Source organism: Methylomonas sp. BW4-1, from assembly GCF_052474385.1.
On record NZ_CP184125.1, the window covers coordinates 4,462,196 to 4,484,782 of the forward strand.

Here is a 22,587-nt window from a genome sequence, read left to right on the forward strand (position 1 = left end):
TTATTAGCGAGCCAAAAATATAGTTTTTAGAGATTAAATTATATTAAACATCAATATTAAATAGTGAGGAATTTACTCATGAAAACATCAAGTAGTATTTACCGTTTTATCCGCACCTCAATTGCCATCGGCTCAATTGCATTGTTTTTTAATCCTGTGACAGTTCAAGCCTCCGACCATGAATCAGAATGCTTTAACTCGGTGCAAGGCAAAATCCCCTGGAATGACGAGAAAAATATGAATTGGGAGCCCAAAAACGTCAAGCAACTCTGTGCCGGAACGACTAAACCCGCAGAGCCCGGCGCATGCTTTCTAAGTGTACTGGACGGCCGAGTGAACTGGGGCAAGGGTATCAGTTGGGATTGGCAAAATATTATTAATCTCTGTGCCGGCACTAATAATGCCAAAAACACAGTAGAGTGCTTCCAGAATGCCACAGGAAAAGGTTTGGATTGGCGAGACGCAATATTGTTTTGTCAGCGCGCTGATAAGTAGTGCTTTAATTTACGCTATCAGTGTTGTTTAGCTTTATTATAGGTCTTGAGCTTGTCGGATAATAGTGAGCCGCTAACGCCGACAAGCTCAGTTTGAACCTTAACAGGCTGGTGAAAAACCCGCCGATATTTCCCCTTACCCACGATGTTCGTGATTTTTTCGAGTTGAAATCGGTCATGACATCGAGTTTCAAGCGTTTTGCCCCGGTTTCAAGGGCTTTTGATTCGCCTGAAGCCGTCTGTGGACGGTTTTCAGGCGAACTTCACCCTAGGCGGGCGCACTCCACGCCGGTTTCGGCGTGAACATCAATAGGTTGAGCATGCGCGTCAGGTTGTATGCGGCAAAGCAAAACAAGGCCTGACCCGCGACTTTGGCTAAGCCGATGTGACGGGTTTTGCGCAGGCCGCCGACCGTTTTGACCCAGCCAAAGGCTTCTTCGACGATTTTGCGGCGCTTGAGACTTTGGGCGTAACCTTTGCCGCGAGCGGTCCGGCCATCGACGGCACTGCCGGTCTTTTTGCGGGCCACATGGGCTTTGATGTCACGGGACTCGAGTCCGTTGACGAACGCCGCTTGGTCATAGCCTTTGTCGGCACCGACGCTGCCGCCTTTGGGCTCGCGGCGTTTGATCATTTTTTGCGCGGCTTCGATTTCGGCGGTGCCGGTGGCTTGAGTGGTTTCGACATCGACAATCAGGCCGTTGCGGTTCTCAGACAGGGCGTGGGTGATGTAACGCAGTTTGGCCTCGGTGTATTCGCCTTTTTTGTAAAGCCGGGCTTCGGGATCGGTTGTACTTTGATGGGTGGCGTTGCTGCGCTTTTCGCCGCTGAAGTCGACCTCGGGATTGCGGCCGGCGGGTTTGTCCGGGCCGCTGCCGTCTTTTTTAACGAAGCTTTTATGCGAGGCCCAGGCTTCAATGAGGCTACCGTCGACGCTGAAGTGTTCGTCGGACACCAGATTTTGCCATTCGGCTATGGCCAGTACCCGCTCAAAAAATTCGCGACTCAGGGCTTCGGACAGCAGGCGTTCGCGGTTGGCACTGAACACTGTGCGTTCCCACACGGCGTCGTCGATGCCCAGACCGACAAACCAGCGAAACAACAGGTTGTAGTCCAGTTGTTCCATCAACTGACGCTCGCTACGGACCGTATACAGGACTTGTAACAGCAAGGCGCGCAGCAGTTTTTCAGGGGCCATCGAGGGACGGCCTGTGTGCGAGTAACGCTCGGCAAAGACGGCATCCATAGAGGCCAATACGCCATCAACCAGTAGCCGTAAACGACGCAACGGATGCTGTTTGGGAATACGGTCTTCCAGGCTAACATAGCTGAACCAGCTGTTTTGAATGGCATCGTGTCCGCGCATTGAAAGGCTCCAAATTTAGGTAGCCTATTTTAACAGTTGGCCGCTCATCTATGCCTTAGCTTACTTGGCTTTTCGAGTTTTTCACCAGCCTGTTAAATTAGAGGGATCACAAAATATATGCGGCACGAGAAGTAAGATAAAAGTCTAAGCGCCTGTCTTGGTTGAGACTTCATTCAATGTTCTGTATTTGTTCGCGCATCTGTTCGATAAGCACTTTCAAATCGATGGAAATCTGCGTCATTTCCCGGTCAGCGGATTTGGAGCCCAAGGTGTTAGCCTCGCGGTTCATTTCCTGCATTAAAAAATCCAGGCGGCGTCCGGTGGGTTCCGGTTGTTTCAGGGTGCGCAGCACTTCGGCGACATGGGTTTCCAGGCGATCCAGTTCTTCCGCTACGTCCAGCTTTTGCGCCAGCAACACCAACTCCTGCTCCAAGCGATCAAAATTGGGTTCGGCGACCATCTCCAGCACTCGGCTGGTAAGTTTGCTACGCAGGTTATGCAGCACATCCGGCATACGTTTATGCGCCGCGTCGACCAGCAAATTAATCTTCTGACAGCGGTCTTCCAGAAGTTGCGCCAGTTGCGCACCTTCGCGGGCGCGGGTTTCCAGCATTTTGTCCAGGGTTGAGTCCAGCAACCGGACGATTTTATCGCGTAGCGCTTCCTTGTCGGTTTCGGTTTCTTGTTGCACCCCCGGAAACGCCAACACCTCCAGCGCGGAAAACGGCTGCGGGTTGTTCATCAAGGCTTCGATGCCGGCAGTAGCGGACAACAGTTTTTCGACTATCTCCCGATTGATATTAAAGCTGTTGTCGCTGGCTTGTTTTTTGTAACTCAAGGCGCATTCGATTTTGCCGCGCTTGAGTTTATCGGCAATCAGGCGGCGGGCGTCGGCTTCGACAAAGCGCAGTCGCTCCGGCAACTTGACGCTAACATCGCTGTAACGATGGTTGACCGAACGTAATTCGCAAAGGATGGTCAGATTGTCGGCGCTTATTTCGCCGTCCGCGAAAGCGGTCATGCTTCTTATCATTTTTCACCTATAATCGTTACGCTTAACCCGCGCAGCTTGCACATGGCCGAATACTACGATCCAGAAACTTATCCCAAGGAATGGAATTACCTTCAATCGGGAACCATTATAGATCAGTACATGATCGAGCGGGAATTGGCGCACGGCGGCTTCAGCTCGGTGTATCTGGCCAGGCAGCTGGCCGATCAAATTCAGGTGGCGATTAAAGAATATCTACCGCGCAAGCTGGCGCACCGCACCTGGAATAATCTAGTCGTACCCAATAATGAGGAGGCCAAGACGCTGTTCATGCGCGGCCGCTCGCTATTCTTTGAAGAAGCCAAAGTGCTGGCGATGCTGAAGCACCATAATATCGTCGATGTGATTAATTTCTTCCAGGCCAATGACACAGTGTATATGGTGATGACTTACGACTATGGCATCACGCTAGACAAAATCCTGCACAAACGCAGCCTGCCGATCAACGAAGCCTTCCTGCTGACGGTATTCAAGCTGTTGCTGACTGGCGTGGAAGCGGTGCATCAAAAAGGTCTGGTACATCTGGACATCAAGCCCGCCAATATTCTGATCCGCAGCGAAAACGACCCCTTGCTGCTGGATTTTGGCGCTATCCGCAAAATCACGCTGGACCCGCAGCGCAACCGGGCTAAGGTACTGACCAACGGTTATTCGCCTATCGAACAATACGATAACAATGGCAATCTTGGGCCTTGGTCGGACATTTATGCGGTGGGTGCCAGCATGCGCGCCTGTCTGGATTATAAAATCCCGCAGCCCTCGCCGGATCGCATCAAACAGGACGATTTAGCGCCGGCCGTGAAGGCGCATAAACGGCATTTTCCCGAGTATTTACTGAAAGCCATCGATTGGGCCATGGCGGTTTTTCCGGAGAATAGACCGCAAAGCGTGGCAGAGTTACAGCAGGCTCTCAGTCCCGGCAATAGTTAAAAATCCGCCCGGTAAAGCCAGTATAATGCCGGCAATTTATATACCAGCGAGATGAATATGAGACCAAGCGGACGCAACCCCGATCAACTGCGCGAAATACGCTTCACCTGCAATTACACCAAACATGCCGAAGGCTCGGTGTTAGTGGAGTTCGGCGATACTCGGGTTCTATGCACCGCCAGCGTCGACAACAGCGTTCCTCGCTTCTTGAAAGGCAAAGGTGAGGGCTGGGTAACCGCGGAATACGGCATGTTGCCGCGCTCCACCCACAGCCGGATGGACCGCGAAGCCGGTCGCGGCAAACAAGGCGGCCGCACCCTGGAAATTCAACGTTTGATCGGCCGCTCCTTGCGCGCGGCCATTGACTTAAAAGCCCTGGGTGAAAACACCATCACCATCGATTGCGACGTGATTCAAGCCGACGGCGGCACCCGCACCGCGTCCATCACTGGCGGCTTCGTCGCTTTGTCGATTGCTATTGAACATCTGTTAAAAACTCACAAAATCAAGAAAAACCCGCTGCATGGGCAAGTGGCTTCGGTATCGGTGGGGATTTACAACGGCGTGCCGGTGTTGGACTTGGATTATGCCGAAGATCATCAAGCCGAAACTGATATGAACGTGGTGATGAACGAAGCCGGCCACTTCATCGAAGTGCAAGGTACCGCCGAAGGTCATGCGTTTAGAAAAGACGAGCTTAACGCGATGCTGGAATTGGCCGAGTTCGGCATCAATCAGCTGCTGGAAAAACAGCAAGCGGCATTGCGGGAAGCGAAAAAGCCAGCCCCGCTGCGAGTCGTGCTGTAAAAGAAATGAGTTCGATAGTTTTGGCCAGCGGTAATGCCGGCAAGATTCGGGAAATTCAGGCCATCCTGCAAAACGACCAAATCCTGCCGCAATCGCAGTTTAATGTGGTCGAGCCGGAAGAAACCGGCGCGACCTTTATCGAAAACGCCATCATCAAGGCCCGCAACGCTGCGGCGCATTGCAACTTGCCGGCCATTGCCGATGACTCGGGTTTGGCGGTGGATGCGTTGGGCGGCGCGCCTGGCGTGATTTCGGCGCGCTATGCCGGCGTCGGCGCTGCGGACCAAGCGAACCTGGACAAGTTACTGGAAGAAATGCGCGACGTGCCGGACACAGAACGCAGCGCGCGTTTCATCTGCGTGATGGTTTATCTACGTCATGCGTTGGACCCGACGCCCATCATCGCCCAAGGCGTTTGGGAAGGCCGGATTTTGCGGCAAGCAGTGGGTGAAAACGGCTTTGGTTACGATCCGGTGTTCTGGGTTGAGCAGTACCAATGCTCGTCGGCGCAACTGGCCCCGGAATTAAAAAACGCTCTCAGCCATCGCGGCCAAGCTTTGCGGGCGCTTAGTCAACAACTTGCCGGGCTGTGATTCGGCTACAGCAGATAGCCGAACAATTTACCGGCCTCGGCAGCGCACCGCAGATCAGCCCGCTCGGTAACGGCCTGATCAACGACACCTATCTCGTCACCCCAAGCAACGGCAATCGCTTTGTATTGCAAGGCTTGAACGGCCGGGTATTTCCGCAACCGGAACAGGTCATCGCTAATCTGCAACGGCTGAATCGGCACATCGGCTCGCAGCGTGCCGCCGATGTGCGTCTGCAAATTCCAGTCACGCTGCCCACTGTGGCTGGATCAGCGAGTTATCGGGACGACAGCGGCCAAGTCTGGCGAGCGTTGGAATTGATCGAGCCCGCCGAGAGCCGCGAGTACATCAGCAATCCGGCGGAAGCCAGCCAAGTCGGCTTTGCCCTGGCACACTTTCACAAGCTATGCGCCATCCTGCCCGCCGCTGAGCTGCACGACACCCTGCCGGGCTTCCATATCACGCCAAGCTACTTTGAAACTTATCGGCAACGGCTGGCGCAGCCGTTGCAAGTCACCTGCGATACGGCATTTAACGAATGCCGGGATTTTATCGACCGGATGCAGCAACAAATCCCCGTCCTGGAGCAAGCCAAACAGCGCGGAGAACTGTGCGAACGGGTGATACACGGCGACCCGAAACTGAACAATTTTCTATTCGAACTCGGCAGCGACCGCATCGTCAGCCTGATCGATCTGGACACCGTCAAACCCGGCCTGGTGCATTACGACATCGGCGACTGCCTGCGCTCCTGCTGCCACAACCCCAGCAACAACGAATTCGACCTGGCCCGCTGCCAGACCATACTGGAAAGCTACCTGCAAGAAGCCGGCGAGTTTTTCACAGCCAACGACTACGACTATCTCTACCCGGCCATCTGGCTGATTCCGTTTGAACTGGGCCTGCGCTTTTTCAGCGATTATCTGGACGGCAATCAGTACTTCAAGGTAAACGCACCCCGGCAAAACCTGGAAAGGGCGCTGGCGTTATTTGCCTTGTGCGGGAGTATTGAGCGGCAGAAGGATTTGTTGGAGGGATTGATTGCTCGGTGCCGACAGGAGTAGCCAGAGCACTCTAAATTCCCGCGAACTGGTGTGTTGAGCACCGATCAAAACAGCCGCCACCGTCCACATCAAAACCAACTGAAGTACCGATTTGAGCGTCGAGATAAATTCGGCAGGATTTTTTGGAGGCGGGAACGGCCACTTTGCGACATTCAAGATTTGAAATGTATGGCTGCTGCATCGCAGCTAGCTGACATTCAACGATGAAAGTAACCGGACGCCGCGCGGCCAGCCAAAACAACGGCGGTTCCCAGCGGTCCAGTTGACTGCATTGTTAGCTGTGGGCACCTAGAACAGCATCATCAAACCAAACATCTTCGTATCCTGGAGCGAGCAAAACACGCCAGCCTGGGGCAAGAGCCAGATACGGCAATAGATTTGGCACATAGTTTGGAACATGTGAAACATGCAGCGGCTGGAAAAAATCAGGAGCTTCTGACATTACCTCTCCGCCCCAAATATACCAACCACATGTACCGTTCTCTTGGGGAAGCCGTAGCGCGTTAAGTGGAAGTTGGCTCAGCGAGGCAATAGCAATCCCCAGTTTCAGCGCCGACGATGAGGGCACGACAGCCGAATTGAAACGGCGGCAAACGTCGATTTGAGCTTCCGATGCGGTTTCCATATCGCTAGCGCTTGTCATAACCGGCGCGCAAATGCGAAGCGCAGCATAGCTTTCGCTCCTCCGAGTTGATGGCGTCGTTAGCACCTTCTAGCTGATTTTGCGCTTCCGAAGATTCCACGATAGCTTCCCGAGCATGACAAGTGCCAAGTATAGGACAGCCGCTAACATGCGGCCAGACGGTTGAACCCAAAAACCAACTTCCGAATCCGGCACAACCAACGGTGGACCAATCCAGGCAACTGGAACGTAATACAATTGATGCAAATAAAACCAAAGTAAACCTCTGGCCTGATCTAGGTCAGCTAGCCATTGCATGCCAAAGGGATAAACGATCAGGACTGCGATGACAATGTTCTTCCATATTGATATGCGGTCCATGACTCATCTCCGTAGATGCGCTAACAAGGAATTAGATAGTTAACTGCATATCTACCCCGAAAATGCTATACGAGACAATAATTTATTGATCTGCATTTGATTTTCCTTTCTGTATATCATCGGCGATAGGTGGCTATGACCGGTAACTATCAAATAGCAGGCATTGAATCACTCAGAGCGGCAGACCGCAATGGGTCGTCATTTTCCATTCACTCAAGGCGCCGATAGTCGGTGGTGGAGTGATTGCTTTCGGATCGTCCGCTTGATTTACCTTGATGGGTGGCCGCTCGTCAGTGGACATTAAAGGACATCAAATAACGCTGCCGTTACCTCGGCACGAAACGCAACACATCCCCAGCCTTCGCCGACTGCAACGGCAAGGCCACCCCATCCCGCCAAAAATTCTGCTGGTCGCGGTAGTGTGCCGATAAAGGGTGGCCGGACTGGCCGCCCGGCATGTGGAACAGGGCGTTTTCCGGGTGCGACGGCGACAAGACCAGCCGTTCGCTGGCGCCATGGGCGTTATCCATGACCTTGACGCAAACGCTGGCGCAGCCGTCGCTGTCGAAGGCCGGCATGTCCAGCACGCCGCTCAAAGCAGACGCTACTTTGCTGAACGGGTGGCGTAAATTAACCGGGTGGGTCATGCCCCAGGTCAATTGATCGGGCTCGACAGCAGGATATTTCTCGCGCAATGCTTGCACGGTTTGCCGCAAGGTCGCCACGATCATGGCCTGCCAATCGTCTTGATAACGCGGGTTCAGCACGCCTTTGGGCCGTTGCGTCAATAATTGCCGCAGCGGCATTTCCATTTCCCGCCAGGCATAACGGAATTGCGGGTCCAGGGTTTGACCTGCCGCGACTACTTTCTCAAATACTGCGCCGGCCAGTTGGGTGCGGAATTCACTCAAGATTGGCGCGCCTATGCTGCCGGTTTGCATGTAGCCGTCCCAGGCGGCGATGGCGTTGCGGGCTTTTTGCAAGCTGTCGTCCGCCGCGCTCGGATTGCTCAGAGCGTCCAGCGCCAATTGCTGGTAAAACGCCAGAATTTCGCTGCGGGTATCCAATTGGATTGCCAGCAAATCCGGCTCGGTCAAGCCGCTGCGATTTTTCAGCAACTCTTCAATGCGGTGCGCCCGATAGCTCAAGGACCAGTTATGGCCGATCACATAGGGGTAATCCCGCCCCAGAGTACGATTGTTGGCTGTGACGATAAAACCGTCCGCCGGATCGAACAGGCGCGGCAATTCATCGGGAGGGATAGAGCCGTCCCAAGCAAAGTTGCCGTCGGCCCACGACTGGCTGATCAGGCCGTCGAATCCGCGGCGTTTGGGAAAGCGGCCCATGTAAGTCCAGGCGATATGGCCGTCACGATCAGCAATCACTACGTTCTGCGGCGGACCGCCGAAGCGATTCATCACCGCCACGGCTTGCTGGGTATTGCGGGCTTGGTCCATATCCATCAGGCCCAGGTCCACAAAGTGCGGCTCAAGCGCAGTCCATTTGATCGCCACGGGTTGACCCAGTAAATCTTGATCCGATACCGGCCCCCATTCGCTGTCGCGTAAGGTCAGCGTCACGTCAGGTTCGCCTTTAACCCGAATGGTTTCCTGGTGTTCGGTGAACGCTTGCCAGCCCTGCGGGGTGCGATATTGGCCGGGATGGGCGGGATCAGTTTCCAGGCGGATCAAATCCAGAAAGTCGCCGGTGACATTGGTAAAGCCCCAGGCCACATCATCGTTGCCACCCAGGATTACGGCAGGAGCACCAGGTAAGGTCACGCCGTAAATATGGCGATTGCCATAACTCAGATCCGCGCGGTACCAGATGTTGGGCACATTTAGCGCCAAGTGCATATCGCTGGCGATCATCGCCCGGCCATCGCGGGTTTTGCTGCCGGCAACCACCCAGTTGTTGGACCCGGACACCACGTTTTCGGCATCCACTGCTTGGTTAAGCGCCAGCGTTGAATCGGTGCCGGGCAGGCTGGCTAGCGCCTCAAGCGGAATTGACGGATTAAAGCGGCGCGGTAGGCTGCCGCCGATTAATTCCTTGGCGTAGGGATCAGTATCCGGCGTCAAGAAAGTCACCAATTCCTGAGGCAGCGCGCGGGCCATGACGCTGACCATGCGCTCGTCCTGTTCCTGGCCGTTCAGGGTTTGAAACATCGCCAACTCGACGAGGATGCTGTCTTCAGGGCGCCAAGGCTCGGGACGGTGGCGCAGCGCCAGAAATTCCGGCGGTAGAACACGGGCAGCGCCGATGAATTGATTCACGCCGTCGACATAAGCTTGCAGCGTCAAACGCTGAGCCGGGGGCAAATCGGCAACGATGCGTTGCGCGGCGCGATCCATTTGATAGACACGTTGCTTGCGGTCCGCGTCCAGTGCCTTGGCGCCGAACAATTCGGCCAGGCGCCCGGCGCTTTTGCGGCGCATCAATTCCATCTGAAACAATCGGTCGCGGGCATGCAAGTAGCCCAGCACGCGATAGGCGTCTTCCCGCCGGGTTGCTTCGATGTCCGGCACACCGAAGGTATCGCTTTTGACGCGGGCTTGACTGGAAAGGCCGGGTAAAACTACTTTGCCATTTTCGGCGGGTAGCGATGCCAGCAACAGCCCTGTTACCAAAGCAATTCCACCGACAATAACACCGGCAATCGACAGGGAGGCAACGCGCATTTTGGACATGGTTGATATAGCCTCGGGGAGATTGGAAAAATTGGCGCGGAGAAAGTCGCCAACTGCCCCGGCTATTATAGGGCTAAGAATTTAAAAGGTGCCTGATGGGATTTTTAGCAAAGCGGAGTTTAGCAATTAGACTCCGCTAGCAAAAACATTCGAAATTCATGCGTCAAAAAATCGGTTTCGGTACGGCGTTTTCCGAAACCGATTAGCAACTTTCCATTTGTAGCGGTTTAAAGAAATTGACTTTGCATCAGTGAGCGGACGAAGACACGTCGCACGAGACGCTAAAGCCCTGGATTTCCACATTAATACCGCGGTCCGGCGCGGCCAGTAGAAAATCCGCGATGGTTTCAATGATGTCTTGATCGATGAACAACGCTTTGGAGCCGTCAATCAGCAATTCGCAGTCATCGGTTACGGCAGATAGATGCTTACGTAGCAAGGCTTTATTCAAGAAGGAGACATCTTTATGTAAGCGCAACAAATAATGATCGCCGTGCTGAGTCAAGGTAATCGCCGCGTGGAAGTTGGCTTTCAAGACGAAGTAGAATCCAGCCGCCATACCAATCGCGATACCCAACAACAGGTCAGTGAATAAAATCGCCACCACGGTAATCGCAAAAGGCGCGAACTGATTCCAGCCCTTGCGATAAAACTCCACGAACAGTGCCGGCTTGGCCAGTTTGTAGCCGGTTTGCAGCAGAATTGCCGCCAAACAGGCCAACGGAATCATATTCAAATATTTCGCAAAAAACAGCACACTGACCAATAGCAAAACGCCGTGTAAGAATGACGCGATTCTGGTCTGGCCGCCGGCATTGATATTGGCCGAACTACGTACGATCACGGCGGTAATTGGTAGGCCGCCCATCAAGCCGCTGACCATGTTGCCCAGGCCCTGCGCTTTCAGCTCCCGATTGGTCGGCGCAACCCGTTTGTGCGGGTCCAATTTATCGACCGCCTCTATGCTCAGCAAGGTTTCCAGGCTGGCGATAATCGCAATGGTCACCGCCACGCTGTAAATTTTCGGGTTACTGAAATAACTGAAATCCGGGAGACGCAATTGGTTGATAAAGTTGGCGGCACTGCCCAACTCGGGAAGCGACACCAAGTGCTTTTCGCCAATCATCATTTCCGGGGCAAAACGCACTGCCAAAGCGTTGAAACCGACACCCCAAATAACCGCCAGCAACGGACCGGGAATTAACTTTAAAAGCTTGAACTGCTTGATAAACCCGGAATCCCAGACCACCAAAATCAATAGCGCCACGGCACTAACGATGGTAACGCCGGGGGTAATCGCTTCCAAGGCCTCGGACAATTCGAAGAAGCTGGATTCAGCGCTCTCCTGCATATAACTTTCATCGCCTTCGAAGCTAGTATCGTAACCGGTGGCATGCGGCGTTTGCTTGATAATCAAAATCAAGCCAATCGCCGCCAGCATGCCTTTAATCACCGAAGCCGGAAAAAATGCGCCAATTACCCCGGCTTTTAAATAGCCCAGAATTATTTGCAAGCCGCCGGCCAGCACCACGCTGAGTAAAAAACCACCAAAGCCGCCCAAGGTTTCGATGGCTTCGAAGACGATAACCGTCAATCCGGCTGCCGGTCCGGAAACGCTCAATTGCGAGCCGCTGGCCCAGGAAACCAGAATGCCGCCCACCAAGCCGGCGATAATGCCGGAGAACAACGGCGCACCGGAGGCTAGCGCAACCCCCAGGCATAACGGTAAAGCCACCAGAAAGACCACGATACCGGCCGGTAAGTCCTGGTGCAGATGTTTCATATAAGAATTCAATTGCGATGTCATTGGTTTACCCAGTCGTTGCGAAAATCCGGATGCTAGTCGGCATAGCGGTAAATCGGATTGATTTGCGTGTTATGGTCGAGCTTGATCAGTTCATTGATCAAGCCATCGTTCAGTCCGTATACCCAGCCGTGTAAAGTGGGTTTGTGCCCATGTTTCCAGGCCGACTGAATAATCGAGGTATGCGCCAGGCGATAAACTTGCTCGATGATATTCAGCTCGATCAAGCGATCGGTTTTTTTCTCCGGCGCAATAGACTCAAGCTCTTCCTGATGCAAACGGTAGACATCTTTAATATGCAGCAGCCATTTATTGGTGATAACCAGATCGGATTTTTGCGGCTGCAAGGCCGCTCTCACGCCGCCACAGCCGTAATGGCCGCAAACGATAACGTGCTTAACTTTTAAGACGGAAATGGCGTATTGCAAGACGCTCAGGCAATTGAAATCGGTGACGATGACCTGATTGGCAATATTGCGATGCACAAAAATCTCGCCGGGCTTGGCGTTGACGACGGTCTCCGCAGGCACCCGGCTATCCGAGCAGCCTATCCATAAAAAGTCGGGCCTTTGCTCTTTGGCCAACTGGACAAAAAAATCAGGATCTTTCCTACTGACTTCTTCCGACCAGGCTTTGTTTTCCAGCAGTAATTTCGTGGGTGTAATCATAATGGGTGTCCTTATTTTCTATCACTATGCGTTCTGGAGCGGATCCGGAACGGGTTGTTCAAAAGAATGTGTCTTTACTGGCAATACTATATCGAATCGAAACTACATGGCAATTGCTTTACGCTCTAAATCTGGGTTAAAGCAAAATTTATATTGAACCATCGCTCAGCGCGCCTGAAATTGTGGTTCTCTGCGTGAGTATGGATGTTGGTGCCGCCCGCGGAGCCACCACGCTTAAGCGCTGCCACCAGGACTGCACACTGGTTTCTTGCCAGGACAACAGCCATTGCGGATACAGACCTATCATCAATACCAGCAGCGCCGGCACGACCAGCAATGCCAACTCGCGTGGGCGCAGATCCTGTACTTTGGCTACGCTGTTGTGCACAAGCGGGCCGAAGAATGCCCGTCTGACAAAACCCAACAGATACGCCGCGCCCAATACCGCGCCAAACAACGCCACCATCGCCAGTGCCGGATAAGCCTGCAATGCGCCGAGTATCATCAGCAATTCCGCGGGGAAGCCATTGGTGCCGGGCACGCCGATACTGGATAGCGCAAACACGAAAAATAGCGTAGTTAAGCGCGGCATGGGTTTGGCCAAGCCGCCGAGATGAACCAGATCGTTGCTACCCAAGCGTTGCTGGATCATGCCGGCGATCAACATCAGGCTGCCGGCGACTATACCGAAATTCAGCAACTGCATGACCGCACCTTGTAAACCTTGCAAATTAAAAGCGGCGATGCCGACGATGACCAGGCCGACGTGGCTAATACTGGAATAAGCCAGCAAACGGCGCAGATTGGTTTGCTGCAACGCGATCAAGGCGCCGTAAATCAGCGTCACCGCACCGAGTATCGCCAACAGCCAGCGATGTTCCAAGGCGACTTGCGGCGCCAGCGGTATCGCAAAACGAATGATGCCGTAAACGCCCAGTTTCAAACCGACCAGCAAGGCGCTGAGAAAAGTCGGCGCCTCAATGGCCGTGGTCGGCAGCCAGGTATGAAACGGCAGCAGCGGCGCTTTCACCGCAAACCCCAAAAACAGCAGCAGAAAGATCAGACCCTGCGCCGACTCGGGTATCGGCGTGTTGAGTAAAACCGGCAAACTGAAAGCCAAATCCTGCGGAATGGTCCCGCCGTTAGCCTGCGCGTGATTCATCGCCAGCAAAATAATCCCGAACAACAGCGGTACGCCGCCGAATAACATATACAAGGTATATTTCATCGCCGCGTACCGTCGCTCGGCGCCGATGCCCCATAAACCGATCAAGAAAAAAATCGGTGGTAAGGTCAGCTCCCAAAACAGGAAGAACAAGGCCAGGTCCAATGCGGTAAACACACCGATAGTCACGCTTTCCAATGCCAACATCAACGCCAACTGAAAGCGGTTTAATTGCCGCACGCTGTTCCAGCCGGCCAACAAAGCCATCAGGGTCAGCAAGGCCGTCATCGGCAAAAACAGGATCGAGATGCCGTCCACACCGAGTTGATAGTGAATATTCAGGCCCGGTATCCAGGCATAGTCTTCCAGCAACTGAAAATCGCCGCGTGCGCTATCAAAAACCCCAGCCGCCGCGACGGTAAACAGTAATTCCACAACGGCTACTAACAAAGCGCCGCGCTTGGCTAACTGGGTATCCTGAATGAAAGCCAGCGATAAGGCCCCCAACAATGGCCAGACCAGACAGAGGGACAGCAAAGGAAAACTATCAGTCATGGTGCGGGCCGTTCATGTGATGACTATGATGTTCAGGATAATGTTCGCCGATTTCCTTGGCTTCCTGATCGATGTATTTCAGCCAGGGCGTGGTGTAAAAACCGGTGCCGATCAGCAGGCCGCAGATGGTCACAGCGATAATCCGCTCCTTAACCACCGGATGGTGGACGCTGCCGTAAGGCTGAACAATGCGTTTGGCATGAGCAATAAACAGACGCTGAAACGCCCACAACAGAAAGGCTGCCCCCAGCACGTTACCCAGCAAAATCGCGATGGCGATATACCAGCCGTGTTCCTCGATGGTGCCTTCTATCAGTAGATGCGCCGCATCGAAACCCGGCGTACCAGGCATGACCATGGTGCTGAGCGCGGAAATCAAAAACAGCAAGGCTATCGTCGAATTAGTCTCGAACAATCCGCCCAGGCGCGGCAGAAAGGAGGTACGGGTACGTTCGTAAATCAAGCCAATGCTGAACAGCATGCCGGCAGTCGCCAACCCATAGGCTATCGACAGCAAAATGCTGCCTTCCAAGGCAAAATCGTTGAAGGAGAACACCCCTATCGCCAACATGCCAGTATGACTGATCACTGCAAACGCTAACAGCCGGCGCATATTGATTTGCATCAGCGCCAACAAGGCGCCGTAAAAAATCCCGATCAAGCCCAGATCGACGACAAAGTGCACCCATTGCTCGGCTGCACCCGGCACTAGCGGCAGAATAAAGCGGATCAAGGCGTAAATGCCCAGCTTCAAACCGGTCAGAAAAATCGCCGCGCTGGCGGCGGTGCCGTGCTCCGCCAGCAAAGGCAACCAGGCGTGAAACGGAAACAGCGGCATACGGATGGCAAAGCCGAAAAACAGCAGGATAAAGATCAGGGTTTCGTTGGGAATCGCCAGATTGTGGTGCTTTAAGGTCAACCAATCAAAGCTCAAATCCAAACCATTTTGCGCCAAACCATAGCTCAGCAACACAAAGCCGGCCAGACTCATCGCCAAACCGGACAGCCAGTATTGCAACACCGATTTCACCACCTGATTGCGCTGCTTACCGGTACCGGCAAATACCGTTAATAACACCACCGGCACCAGCTCCAGCAAGCACCAGAACCAGAATTGCAGGGTATTCAGCGCCGCGAATGCGCCGATTAATATGCCTTGGTAGGCCAGCAGGCAGGCGATAAACAGGCGGTCGCTTCGGTGGCGGGTGATCAAGGTATAGATCAGTGCCAGCAAGCCTAAAATTGCCGTCAGCGGAATAAACAGAATATTGGTGCCGTCCACGCCAACCCGATAGTTCATACCCAACAATTGAAAATGTTCGGCAAGATGGAGCCCAGGGGTTTCCGAGTCGAATATCAGCAAGAGATAAATACTCAGCAATACGTTCAGCAATGCGCCGGCAAAAGCCAGCCGCACGCTATAAATCGGCTTGGCAAACACCACCGCTAACATGGCCAGCAAAGGCACCAGCGTCATCAAGGTCAATAGCGGTACCGCCGCCACTGCCTGCCAGAAAACAATAGGGGTATTCATCGGTATCCCAGCGCTACCATCAAGGTGATCAACACAAACAACGCCAGATAGCGCGGCTGTAACAATAATTGTTCGAAACGGTTGGCAGCCTGACCCAGGCGCCGGCCAAATCGAATCGAATCGCGGCCGATGCCGCGCAGAATGAAGTGATATTCAAACCAGTTCAGCAAGGCGGCGGTCCATTGCGCCAGTTTGCCGGCCAGACCGCTGCCTTGGGCGAAGCTGTCTTCCTGGCTATCCAGGTTGGCGCCCATTTTTTGTTCTTCCCACTGCGCCAAGGACGACACCGCTTTGATAGCCGGTGCCGGCGCGCCCAAGGCCTTATCCACAATGTGTTCGTCGATGTAACGCGCATCCTTGGCTAAGCGTAAAACCGGCTTGACCAGCAACCAATCCAGGGCTGGCTCCAACCAGCCGCGCTGCAAAGAGGCGATAAAGGCCCAGCGGCAATTTGCCAGCGCCGGCGCCACCGATTTGATGGGTTGTCCGTGGGTGTTGTGCAAGATGGACGGCGCGGTTAGCAGCAAATAACAACGCACTACGGCATGCGCGGCCAGATGCCAGGCCGCCAAAGTCCAAAATCCCAAGCCGCATTCAACAAACATCAAACCCAGTTGCGCGGAGGTGGCGAAGATTTGCGAGCTTTTGATGTCGGTCTGGCTCAAGCCTACCCAGTAACTGTAAATTGCCGTCAGTGCGCCAACCACCGTCAGCACCAGCATGGCCAGCGGTGCCTGCATGAACAGGGGCTGCAATTGAATCACTAAAAACACGCCGGCATGAATCATCGCCCCGCCGTAGAAAATAGCGCTGGACGGCGTCGGCCCTTCCATTGCCCGCGCCAACCAGGGCGTGAACGGAATCTGCGCGGATTTGGCGCATGCCGCCATGGCAAAACTCAGGGCCAGCAAGGTAGCGTCGCCCGCCTCCAGATCCGCCGCGCTGCTGTTGATGGTTTGCCAATCGGCGTTTTCCAACCAGGCCAGGGCCAGACCGATTGCCAAAATAAAACCGCCGTCGCCGATGCGGTTGGTCACAAATACGCGGGTGGCGTTATTCGCGGCGATGGGTCTGTCGTAGGCGTAAGCAATCAGCCAATACGAGCAAACCCCGGCCATCTCCCAGGCGATAAAGGTAAACACCGCGTTGCCGGACAAAACCAACAGCAGCATGGCCGCCGCGAATAAATTCAGGATGAAAAAAAAGCGGTGGAAGCCGGCCTCGCGGTGCAGGTAATTCACTGAAAAGCGCATCACGACCAGCAGTAACAGCGAGAACAAACCGGCCAAGGCCAGATTAAAACCGCCGGTGCTGAGTGTGTAGTCTATGCTCAGCGAGCCGCTACGCAGCCAGGTGCCGTACGACACCGAGTCGGGCAACTGACCGGACAAATTGCCGGCCAATAAAGCCAGGGCCGTCAGTACCGATAAGCCAATAGCCGTCACGCCCAGCCGGGCCGTGGTTTTCTCGCCGGCCTCGCCATCGATAATCCGGAAAAAGTGCAGGCCGCCAATCAACAGCGCCGCCAGCAACGGAAACAAAGGAATCAGGGTTGCGTAGGCGGCCATACTCATACAACCGCCATTAAATCGGGCTGCTTGATCAGCATAGGCGCCACCGGCTGAGTTTCATCGCGATAGCAATCCGGCGAATTGTCCCGTAGCGGCAGTTCGATGTTGTCGGGTTGCCAGCGCACGAAGCCGACACCGCGCTGAAACACAAATATCTCACCGCTGTCCGGATCTTTGGCACTGAGATGCACCCAGCCGCCGCCGATCAGTTCTCGCAGGCTTTCCTGCCGGCCGTAAATTTGCTCCAACACCGCGGTTTTCGCCTCGACAACGATTTGTAAACGCATGGCCTCGTGAATCTCGATCATCTGCCTTGGTAAGCCGGTGCGCAAGTCGCTACCGGCACCTTCCATCACCGCACAGAAGCCAGTCAGATTGTGCGGCACTTTCGAGCCGCAACCCAGCCGTTCGTTATTCACGGTGGAAAAATAATATTCCAGGTTGATGCCGGCCCCGACCGGACCGACCGCCAGCAAAATGCCTTCCAACACTGTCCCCTCCGGGTCCTGGCTCGGATCGTAGGAAATCAAAAACAGGCGACGGTCAAAAAATGCACCTTGCGTTAAAGAGCGTCTACCGACCAGTGCCGCGGCATTGGTGGCATGGCCCAACTCCGGCCGAGCCTGGGAATAATCGGCAGCGCGATTTAGAAAATGCCGTAACGCTTGCTTGGGCTCCGGCCGGCGCGGCGCGGACGCCAAACGCCGGCAGCGCTCGTGAGCCGACATGCGCTGCGCGTGTTGCATCTGCTGCATAAATTTGTTGAAGGCCGGTTGGCGCTCCCGCGGCACGGCGCTGCTGTCATACCAGATGATGTCTTCGTCGCAGGTATTATGTTCGGCGCCGATGAACCAGGTGTCGGCTGGAATGACGATACCGCGCTCGGCCAGTAATTGCCTGACTTCTGGCCGATTCGCCATTGCCGCGAACAACCGGGCATTCGGCCCACCGTGCCGGCCGCTGCAGGCGCCGCAATCGTATGCGGACAAATGCGGATTGTTTTGGCTCATCGAACCATGGCCCATCAATACCACCAATTCGGCAAAGCCGTAAGTCAGACCGGTATTACGCAAAAACCCGGCGATGCGCTCGGCTTGCTCCTGGTCGGTAAAGCCTAATCTGGGCTGTTGGGGGGAGGCAGGCGTCTCGGGGTTGCCAGCGGTAAAATGCAATTGCGATGGCACGTCGGGCGCGATGCCTTTCGCCAGCGCAACCAGCAACTGCTGCTGCGTTTTGGGAATGAAACTTTTCGCCAGCAACCCGAGCAAAGTAAAAGGTGCCATGGCATTGATCACCGGATATGCCAGCAGCGTATCACGGCGCAAACCGTGCTGAAGCAAATCGGCAAGCCGTTGCTTTAGATTGCGGCCTTGCCGGCGCCGGGCCAAGGCTTTTTCCTGGCCGGGTTGACTGCATTCCTGAACGTTATGTGCCGGTACGACCACCACCGGACAAAGGGCCGTCAATTTGCTATCGTCCAAGCCTTGGTAATTCATCGGCACCCCGAAAAATCCGGCGGCTCCCAGCGTTTCGATAGCCGGATTGAGTTCTTCCAAGTGACGGCGGATGCCTTCCTCGCGATCATCCATGCAAAACACGATTTGTGCTGCGGGGCGGTTGTCTCGTTGCGCCCAGCGCCCGCGATTATGATTGGCGTGCAGGGCTTGCAGCAGCGCTTGTTGATAGTGGCGTTCGTAGGCGTTAAGCCAGACAGTATTGCGATCGGCTTCGCTGAAAGCGTCGATGCTGGCCAAGCAATTCAATAACTGGGCGGATTCGATATGCTGCACGTCACTAGCAGTCAAACCGAGCAACTGGCAAACGCGAAATAGCCGCCAGCCCTGGTTGTAAATATTGAGATTTGAGGATGGGGGGGCCAATGGACTGAGTTGCCAGGTCCAAATCCGTTCGGCCACGGTCTGCCAGACCTGTTTGTCCCGCGCCGAATCTTTCAGTAAAGCCTGTGACGCAAGCGCCAGATATTCCGGCAATTGGCCTTGAAACAAAGTGTGCCTGACCGAAAACTCAGCCAGGTTTTTCGAAAAATAACCGCGGAGTTTGTCCAGTTGCGCCTCGCAACCCCATTGCTGCCTGCATAGCTGTTCTGCGTACAGCCGATCCAGAATCAAGCGTATCGCCAGATAATCGGCCAATAGGGGTTGGGTGGCGTCATCCGCTTGATAATCGGGATGAGTTTGCCGCCAGTTGATCAAACCCGACCAACCCGGTAGTTCGAGGGCTAGCCTTTGCAGATAGCCAACCCAGCGGGATTCTGGGATTTTCAGTGCTACCAGCTCTTGCGCAATCGCATCTATGGGTTCGGCAGGTAATGCTCCCGTAACCGTTTGCCAATTATGTAGTTCCTGAAAAACCGGCTGGGCATCGTAGATCAAACTCTCACGCCAGGCTTCGTACAAACCCAGTTCTTGGCGCTTGGGCAATCGCCAGGCCGCCAGGCCTTCATCCAATAACGATGCGCATAAACGAATCAATTGCGGACGCACCGTGTCCAGAATATCCTCGCCGGTCAACGCCAACAGCAAGCCGCGCAAGGTCAAACGGTCGCCGACCCGTGCAAAAAGGCTTTCCAGGCTCTCCATGCAAGATTGGCGCATCTGCTGTTCCGCACCGGCATTCGCCGCATCCGGCAGCCATTGCCGGATTTGCTCGGCGGACAAATCCAGCAAATCTTCCGGATGCAAATTCGGTGTTTGCAGCTCAAGCTTGGCGAGCAAGGCATCCCACAATTCACGAGCCGTTTCGCCAGCGGCGGCCGGCTTATCCAGCACTCCGAGCTCGCGCACCTGCCAATCGAATTGCCCGGGTGTCAGCGCCTGCAACTCGTGCAGCAAGGCCAGCCGGTAAAGCATCTGCTGAGTAATGGGTTTGCCATTGACCTTGCAAATCTCAGTGTCCAGCGCTTCTCCAAATTGCTGCGCCAATGCGCCATCAATATCTTGATCGGCTATCCGGCCCTGTGCATAAAACTCGCGAAACTGTTCGGCCGGCAGGTAGCAACTGATACCCGTCAATTCGTTAAATTCCTCCAGCGCTTGCTCGAACGGCAAATGCTGAAAGCCATGCAAGGTATTGTGATGCACGAAATCGTGAATCGGCGCCTGCCCCGGTAATACGTGATCCAGATGATGGATCGCGTCAAGGATGATTTGTCGGGGCGACAAGGTGCTTGTAGACGATGCCATCATTGCCTTAACACCCTGATCTTCGAAAATGGTGTCGCTAGCGCGACGGATATTTTAATGTCGGTTCTCGGACCGACAACCGAGATACTTTCTTTTGCATCGCCAAAAGAAAGTATCCAAAGAAAAAGCGACCCGAATACCGCTTTGATCCTGCGCGCCAAAGCTTTTGCCGAGGGTTTTCGGAAGGGGCTTCCCAGCCCCTCCGAAAACGAGCGGCATCCCTGCCGCTCCACTAGCGGGCTGACCTCGGCAAAAGCTTCGGTGCTCGGCGCGGCATACGGGAGCCGGACCCTTCCTTCAATATGGACTGTGTTCACGGCAACCTCTCCCCCATTACCGCCAACATTTTCCCCACTGTTGCCATAGACAAATCAATCAACGGCGCCGGTAGCAAACCAAACAATACAATACCGCCGACCAACACGCCGGAAGCCATCAGTTCCAAAGATTTCAGGTCGGCAATCTTCCGCATCTGCGATTTCACCGGACCGGTAAACAGCAAGCCGATGGTGCGCATCGCATAGGCGGCGCTGATCAGAATACTGAGGCTAAAAAACACCATCAAACCGCCCCATTCCTGAAAGCCGCCGATTAGGGTATGCAGTTCCGCGATAAAACCCACGGAGCCGGGCAAGCCCATAGCCGCCAGCAAGGTCAAGGTAGTTAAGGTAGCGAAGCGCGGCATGACCTGCACCAGCGAACTGTAATCTTGAATGTTACGGGTATGCGTGCGTTCGTAAAGCAGACCAACCAATAAAAACAACGCGCCGGCGATCAGGCCGTGCGCGGTCATTTGTAATATCGCACCGGTGAAGCCTGTTTGATTCAGCGCGGCAATGCCCAGCAGGACCACACCCATATGACTCAAAGAGGAGTAGGCCACCATGGCTTTCAGATCGCGTTGCCGCCAGGCCAGCAAACCGCCGTAAAGCATGCCGAACAGCGCCAGAAATACCAGCAGCGGCTGAATCAATTTGGCGGCAACCGGCAGCATCACCACGCAGCGCAGCAAGCCGTAGGCGCCCATTTTCAAAAGAATGCCCGAGAGTAAAATGCTGATTGGACTAGGCGCTTCGACGTGCGCCAACGGTAGCCAGCCATGCAAGGGAAAGATCGGCATTTTCACGCCAAAGCCGATCAGGAAGCCCAACAGAACCAGCACCTGTTCGATCTCTGGCATGTTTTGCGCGGCTTGGCCCATCGACGCCATCAAAGAACCTTGGTTTTCCAGATCGTATTGACTGATCGCCAATAAACTCAGCAACATGAACACCGAGCCGCCCATGGTGTACAGCACGAAATTTAAACTGGCGGCATGCCGGCGTTTGCCGCCCCAGCGGTCGATCAGGAAAAACAGTGGGATCAAGGTCACTTCCCAGAAGATGTAAAACAGCGCCCAGTCTTGCGCCATAAACACGCCGAGCATGCCGAATTCCAACAACAGCACGGAAATATGATAGCCCTTGATGCTGTCGGTTAAAGAAAAGGAAGCCAGCAGGGCAATGCAAGTCAACAGCGCAGCCAGCACCAGCATCGGCATGGACAGGCCGTCCACACCCAAAGCATAAGCACTGCCCAGTTTGGGGTTAAGCGGATAGAACTCGCTAAATTGCAGCGCGGTGTCGTCGGCGTCGAACTGGAGCAATAGCAAACCAGCCAGCAACAAAGCCGCCAAGCTGAATAGATTAGCTACAATTCTGATCAATCGGCTATTCCGGCCAGAGACCAGTACCAGCAATATTGCCCCCAGCGCCGGGGTCCATAACAGCGCGCTTAGCATCACCATTGTTATCGTTTAAGTCCAATACAGCAAACATTCTAACGACATTTGGTTGAAAAAAGCCAATCCGACCAAGAATTGGTTTAAATAAACCAGACGGCCGTTTAGGGCTTACACTATCGGACGGTAGAGCCGATTTCGCAAAGCCCGGCGCTTCGTGTAACCTAAGCGCAGCAAAAAGTATCGGGATTTGGGGAGCCTACGCATGCCAAACAAGGTCACGCTTGCGATTAGCGCCAATAGCTCGGCGACGTTTGTAAACGCTGTGCGCATGAATGCCACCCGTTCTTTACCCCCGTTTTCCCGCGAATT

Annotated in this window: 17 protein-coding genes; 5 read left to right on the plus strand and 12 right to left on the minus strand. The window is 54.3% G+C overall.

The features are described from left to right. Positions 1-78: 78 nt before the first annotated feature. Positions 79-495 (plus strand): hypothetical protein, encoded by a 417-nt coding sequence (locus tag ACH5Y9_RS20675; protein ID WP_171697095.1) that lies wholly within the window; start codon positions 79-81, stop codon positions 493-495. Positions 496-762: 267 nt separating this feature from the next. Here ACH5Y9_RS20675 and ACH5Y9_RS20680 read toward each other — a convergent pair whose 3' ends face one another. Next, positions 763-1,860, minus strand: coding sequence for an IS5 family transposase (locus ACH5Y9_RS20680; RefSeq protein ID WP_445367420.1), 1,098 nt, complete (start codon positions 1,858-1,860; stop codon positions 763-765). 169 nt (positions 1,861-2,029) lie between these two features. Continuing rightward, positions 2,030-2,881: a YicC/YloC family endoribonuclease gene (locus ACH5Y9_RS20685; protein ID WP_445367421.1), complete on the minus strand. Its 852-nt coding sequence runs from the start codon at positions 2,879-2,881 to the stop codon at positions 2,030-2,032. A 54-nt stretch (positions 2,882-2,935) separates the two neighbouring features. Here ACH5Y9_RS20685 and ACH5Y9_RS20690 point away from each other — a divergent pair, with 54 nt between their 5' ends. The 4 genes from ACH5Y9_RS20690 to ACH5Y9_RS20705 are packed head-to-tail and all read left to right on the plus strand — an operon-like array spanning position 2,936 to position 6,302. Next, positions 2,936-3,841, plus strand: a complete 906-nt coding sequence (locus ACH5Y9_RS20690) for a serine/threonine protein kinase (RefSeq protein WP_101053752.1) — start codon at positions 2,936-2,938, stop codon at positions 3,839-3,841. A gap of 57 nt (positions 3,842-3,898) precedes the next feature. Continuing rightward, complete coding sequence (rph, locus tag ACH5Y9_RS20695; RefSeq protein WP_020484022.1) at positions 3,899-4,648, plus strand: ribonuclease PH; 750 nt, start codon at positions 3,899-3,901, stop codon at positions 4,646-4,648. Between the two features lie 5 nt (positions 4,649-4,653). Next, on the plus strand, positions 4,654-5,241 hold the full coding sequence (rdgB, locus tag ACH5Y9_RS20700; protein WP_445367422.1) for an RdgB/HAM1 family non-canonical purine NTP pyrophosphatase: 588 nt from the start codon (positions 4,654-4,656) through the stop codon (positions 5,239-5,241). Then, complete coding sequence (locus ACH5Y9_RS20705; RefSeq protein WP_445367423.1) at positions 5,238-6,302, plus strand: phosphotransferase enzyme family protein; 1,065 nt, start codon at positions 5,238-5,240, stop codon at positions 6,300-6,302. The genes rdgB and ACH5Y9_RS20705 overlap by 4 nt, the downstream gene beginning before the upstream one ends. Positions 6,303-6,576: 274 nt before the next feature. Here the strand turns inward: ACH5Y9_RS20705 and ACH5Y9_RS20710 are convergent, their stop codons facing one another. From ACH5Y9_RS20710 to ACH5Y9_RS20755, 10 genes are all read right to left on the minus strand, one after another. Next, entirely contained in the window at positions 6,577-6,927 is a 351-nt protein-coding gene (locus ACH5Y9_RS20710; protein WP_445367424.1) for an immunity protein Imm33 domain-containing protein, read from the minus strand. An 87-nt stretch (positions 6,928-7,014) separates the two neighbouring features. Beyond that, positions 7,015-7,305, minus strand: a complete 291-nt coding sequence (locus ACH5Y9_RS20715; protein ID WP_445367425.1) for a hypothetical protein — start codon at positions 7,303-7,305, stop codon at positions 7,015-7,017. A 326-nt stretch (positions 7,306-7,631) separates the two neighbouring features. Continuing rightward, positions 7,632-9,995, minus strand: coding sequence for a penicillin acylase family protein (locus tag ACH5Y9_RS20720; RefSeq protein ID WP_445367426.1), 2,364 nt, complete (start codon positions 9,993-9,995; stop codon positions 7,632-7,634). A 247-nt stretch (positions 9,996-10,242) separates the two neighbouring features. Beyond that, positions 10,243-11,802 carry a SulP family inorganic anion transporter gene (locus ACH5Y9_RS20725; RefSeq protein WP_171697084.1) on the minus strand — a complete coding sequence of 520 codons (1,560 nt, stop codon included), beginning with the start codon at positions 11,800-11,802 and terminating at the stop codon, positions 10,243-10,245. A 32-nt stretch (positions 11,803-11,834) separates the two neighbouring features. Then, a complete protein-coding gene (gene can, locus ACH5Y9_RS20730) occupies positions 11,835-12,467 on the minus strand; it encodes a carbonate dehydratase (RefSeq protein ID WP_205452110.1) in 633 nt (210 codons plus the stop codon). 148 nt (positions 12,468-12,615) lie between these two features. Then, positions 12,616-14,187: a complex I subunit 4 family protein gene (locus ACH5Y9_RS20735; RefSeq protein WP_445367427.1), complete on the minus strand. Its 1,572-nt coding sequence runs from the start codon at positions 14,185-14,187 to the stop codon at positions 12,616-12,618. Then, a complete protein-coding gene (locus ACH5Y9_RS20740; RefSeq protein ID WP_445367428.1) occupies positions 14,180-15,721 on the minus strand; it encodes a complex I subunit 4 family protein in 1,542 nt (513 codons plus the stop codon). Before ACH5Y9_RS20740 ends, ACH5Y9_RS20735 begins: the two co-directional genes overlap by 8 nt. Continuing rightward, positions 15,718-17,295: a proton-conducting transporter transmembrane domain-containing protein gene (locus ACH5Y9_RS20745; protein ID WP_346015184.1), complete on the minus strand. Its 1,578-nt coding sequence runs from the start codon at positions 17,293-17,295 to the stop codon at positions 15,718-15,720. The genes ACH5Y9_RS20740 and ACH5Y9_RS20745 overlap by 4 nt, the downstream gene beginning before the upstream one ends. Beyond that, a complete protein-coding gene (locus tag ACH5Y9_RS20750; protein WP_445367429.1) occupies positions 17,292-20,498 on the minus strand; it encodes a DUF2309 domain-containing protein in 3,207 nt (1,068 codons plus the stop codon). Before ACH5Y9_RS20750 ends, ACH5Y9_RS20745 begins: the two co-directional genes overlap by 4 nt. A gap of 310 nt (positions 20,499-20,808) precedes the next feature. Continuing rightward, positions 20,809-22,281: a complex I subunit 4 family protein gene (locus ACH5Y9_RS20755; RefSeq protein WP_445367430.1), complete on the minus strand. Its 1,473-nt coding sequence runs from the start codon at positions 22,279-22,281 to the stop codon at positions 20,809-20,811. Between the last annotated feature and the right edge of the window lie 306 nt (positions 22,282-22,587).

Excerpts from the sequence above, each read along its gene's own strand:
- ACH5Y9_RS20725 (WP_171697084.1), bottom strand. The coding sequence starts at position 11,802 with ATGACATCGCAATTGAATTCTTATATGAAACATCTGCACCAGGACTTA.
- ACH5Y9_RS20715 (WP_445367425.1), bottom strand. The coding sequence starts at position 7,305 with ATGGACCGCATATCAATATGGAAGAACATTGTCATCGCAGTCCTGATC.
- ACH5Y9_RS20745 (WP_346015184.1), bottom strand. The coding sequence starts at position 17,295 with ATGAGTATGGCCGCCTACGCAACCCTGATTCCTTTGTTTCCGTTGCTG.
- rph (WP_020484022.1), top strand. The coding sequence starts at position 3,899 with ATGAGACCAAGCGGACGCAACCCCGATCAACTGCGCGAAATACGCTTC.
- ACH5Y9_RS20680 (WP_445367420.1), bottom strand. The coding sequence starts at position 1,860 with ATGCGCGGACACGATGCCATTCAAAACAGCTGGTTCAGCTATGTTAGC.
- ACH5Y9_RS20710 (WP_445367424.1), bottom strand. The coding sequence starts at position 6,927 with ATGGAAACCGCATCGGAAGCTCAAATCGACGTTTGCCGCCGTTTCAAT.
- ACH5Y9_RS20755 (WP_445367430.1), bottom strand. The coding sequence starts at position 22,281 with ATGGTGATGCTAAGCGCGCTGTTATGGACCCCGGCGCTGGGGGCAATA.
- ACH5Y9_RS20690 (WP_101053752.1), top strand. The coding sequence starts at position 2,936 with ATGGCCGAATACTACGATCCAGAAACTTATCCCAAGGAATGGAATTAC.
- ACH5Y9_RS20685 (WP_445367421.1), bottom strand. The coding sequence starts at position 2,881 with ATGACCGCTTTCGCGGACGGCGAAATAAGCGCCGACAATCTGACCATC.
- ACH5Y9_RS20720 (WP_445367426.1), bottom strand. The coding sequence starts at position 9,995 with ATGTCCAAAATGCGCGTTGCCTCCCTGTCGATTGCCGGTGTTATTGTC.
- ACH5Y9_RS20675 (WP_171697095.1), top strand. The coding sequence starts at position 79 with ATGAAAACATCAAGTAGTATTTACCGTTTTATCCGCACCTCAATTGCC.
- rdgB (WP_445367422.1), top strand. The coding sequence starts at position 4,654 with ATGAGTTCGATAGTTTTGGCCAGCGGTAATGCCGGCAAGATTCGGGAA.
- ACH5Y9_RS20735 (WP_445367427.1), bottom strand. The coding sequence starts at position 14,187 with ATGACTGATAGTTTTCCTTTGCTGTCCCTCTGTCTGGTCTGGCCATTG.
- ACH5Y9_RS20740 (WP_445367428.1), bottom strand. The coding sequence starts at position 15,721 with ATGAATACCCCTATTGTTTTCTGGCAGGCAGTGGCGGCGGTACCGCTA.
- ACH5Y9_RS20750 (WP_445367429.1), bottom strand. The coding sequence starts at position 20,498 with ATGATGGCATCGTCTACAAGCACCTTGTCGCCCCGACAAATCATCCTT.
- can (WP_205452110.1), bottom strand. The coding sequence starts at position 12,467 with ATGATTACACCCACGAAATTACTGCTGGAAAACAAAGCCTGGTCGGAA.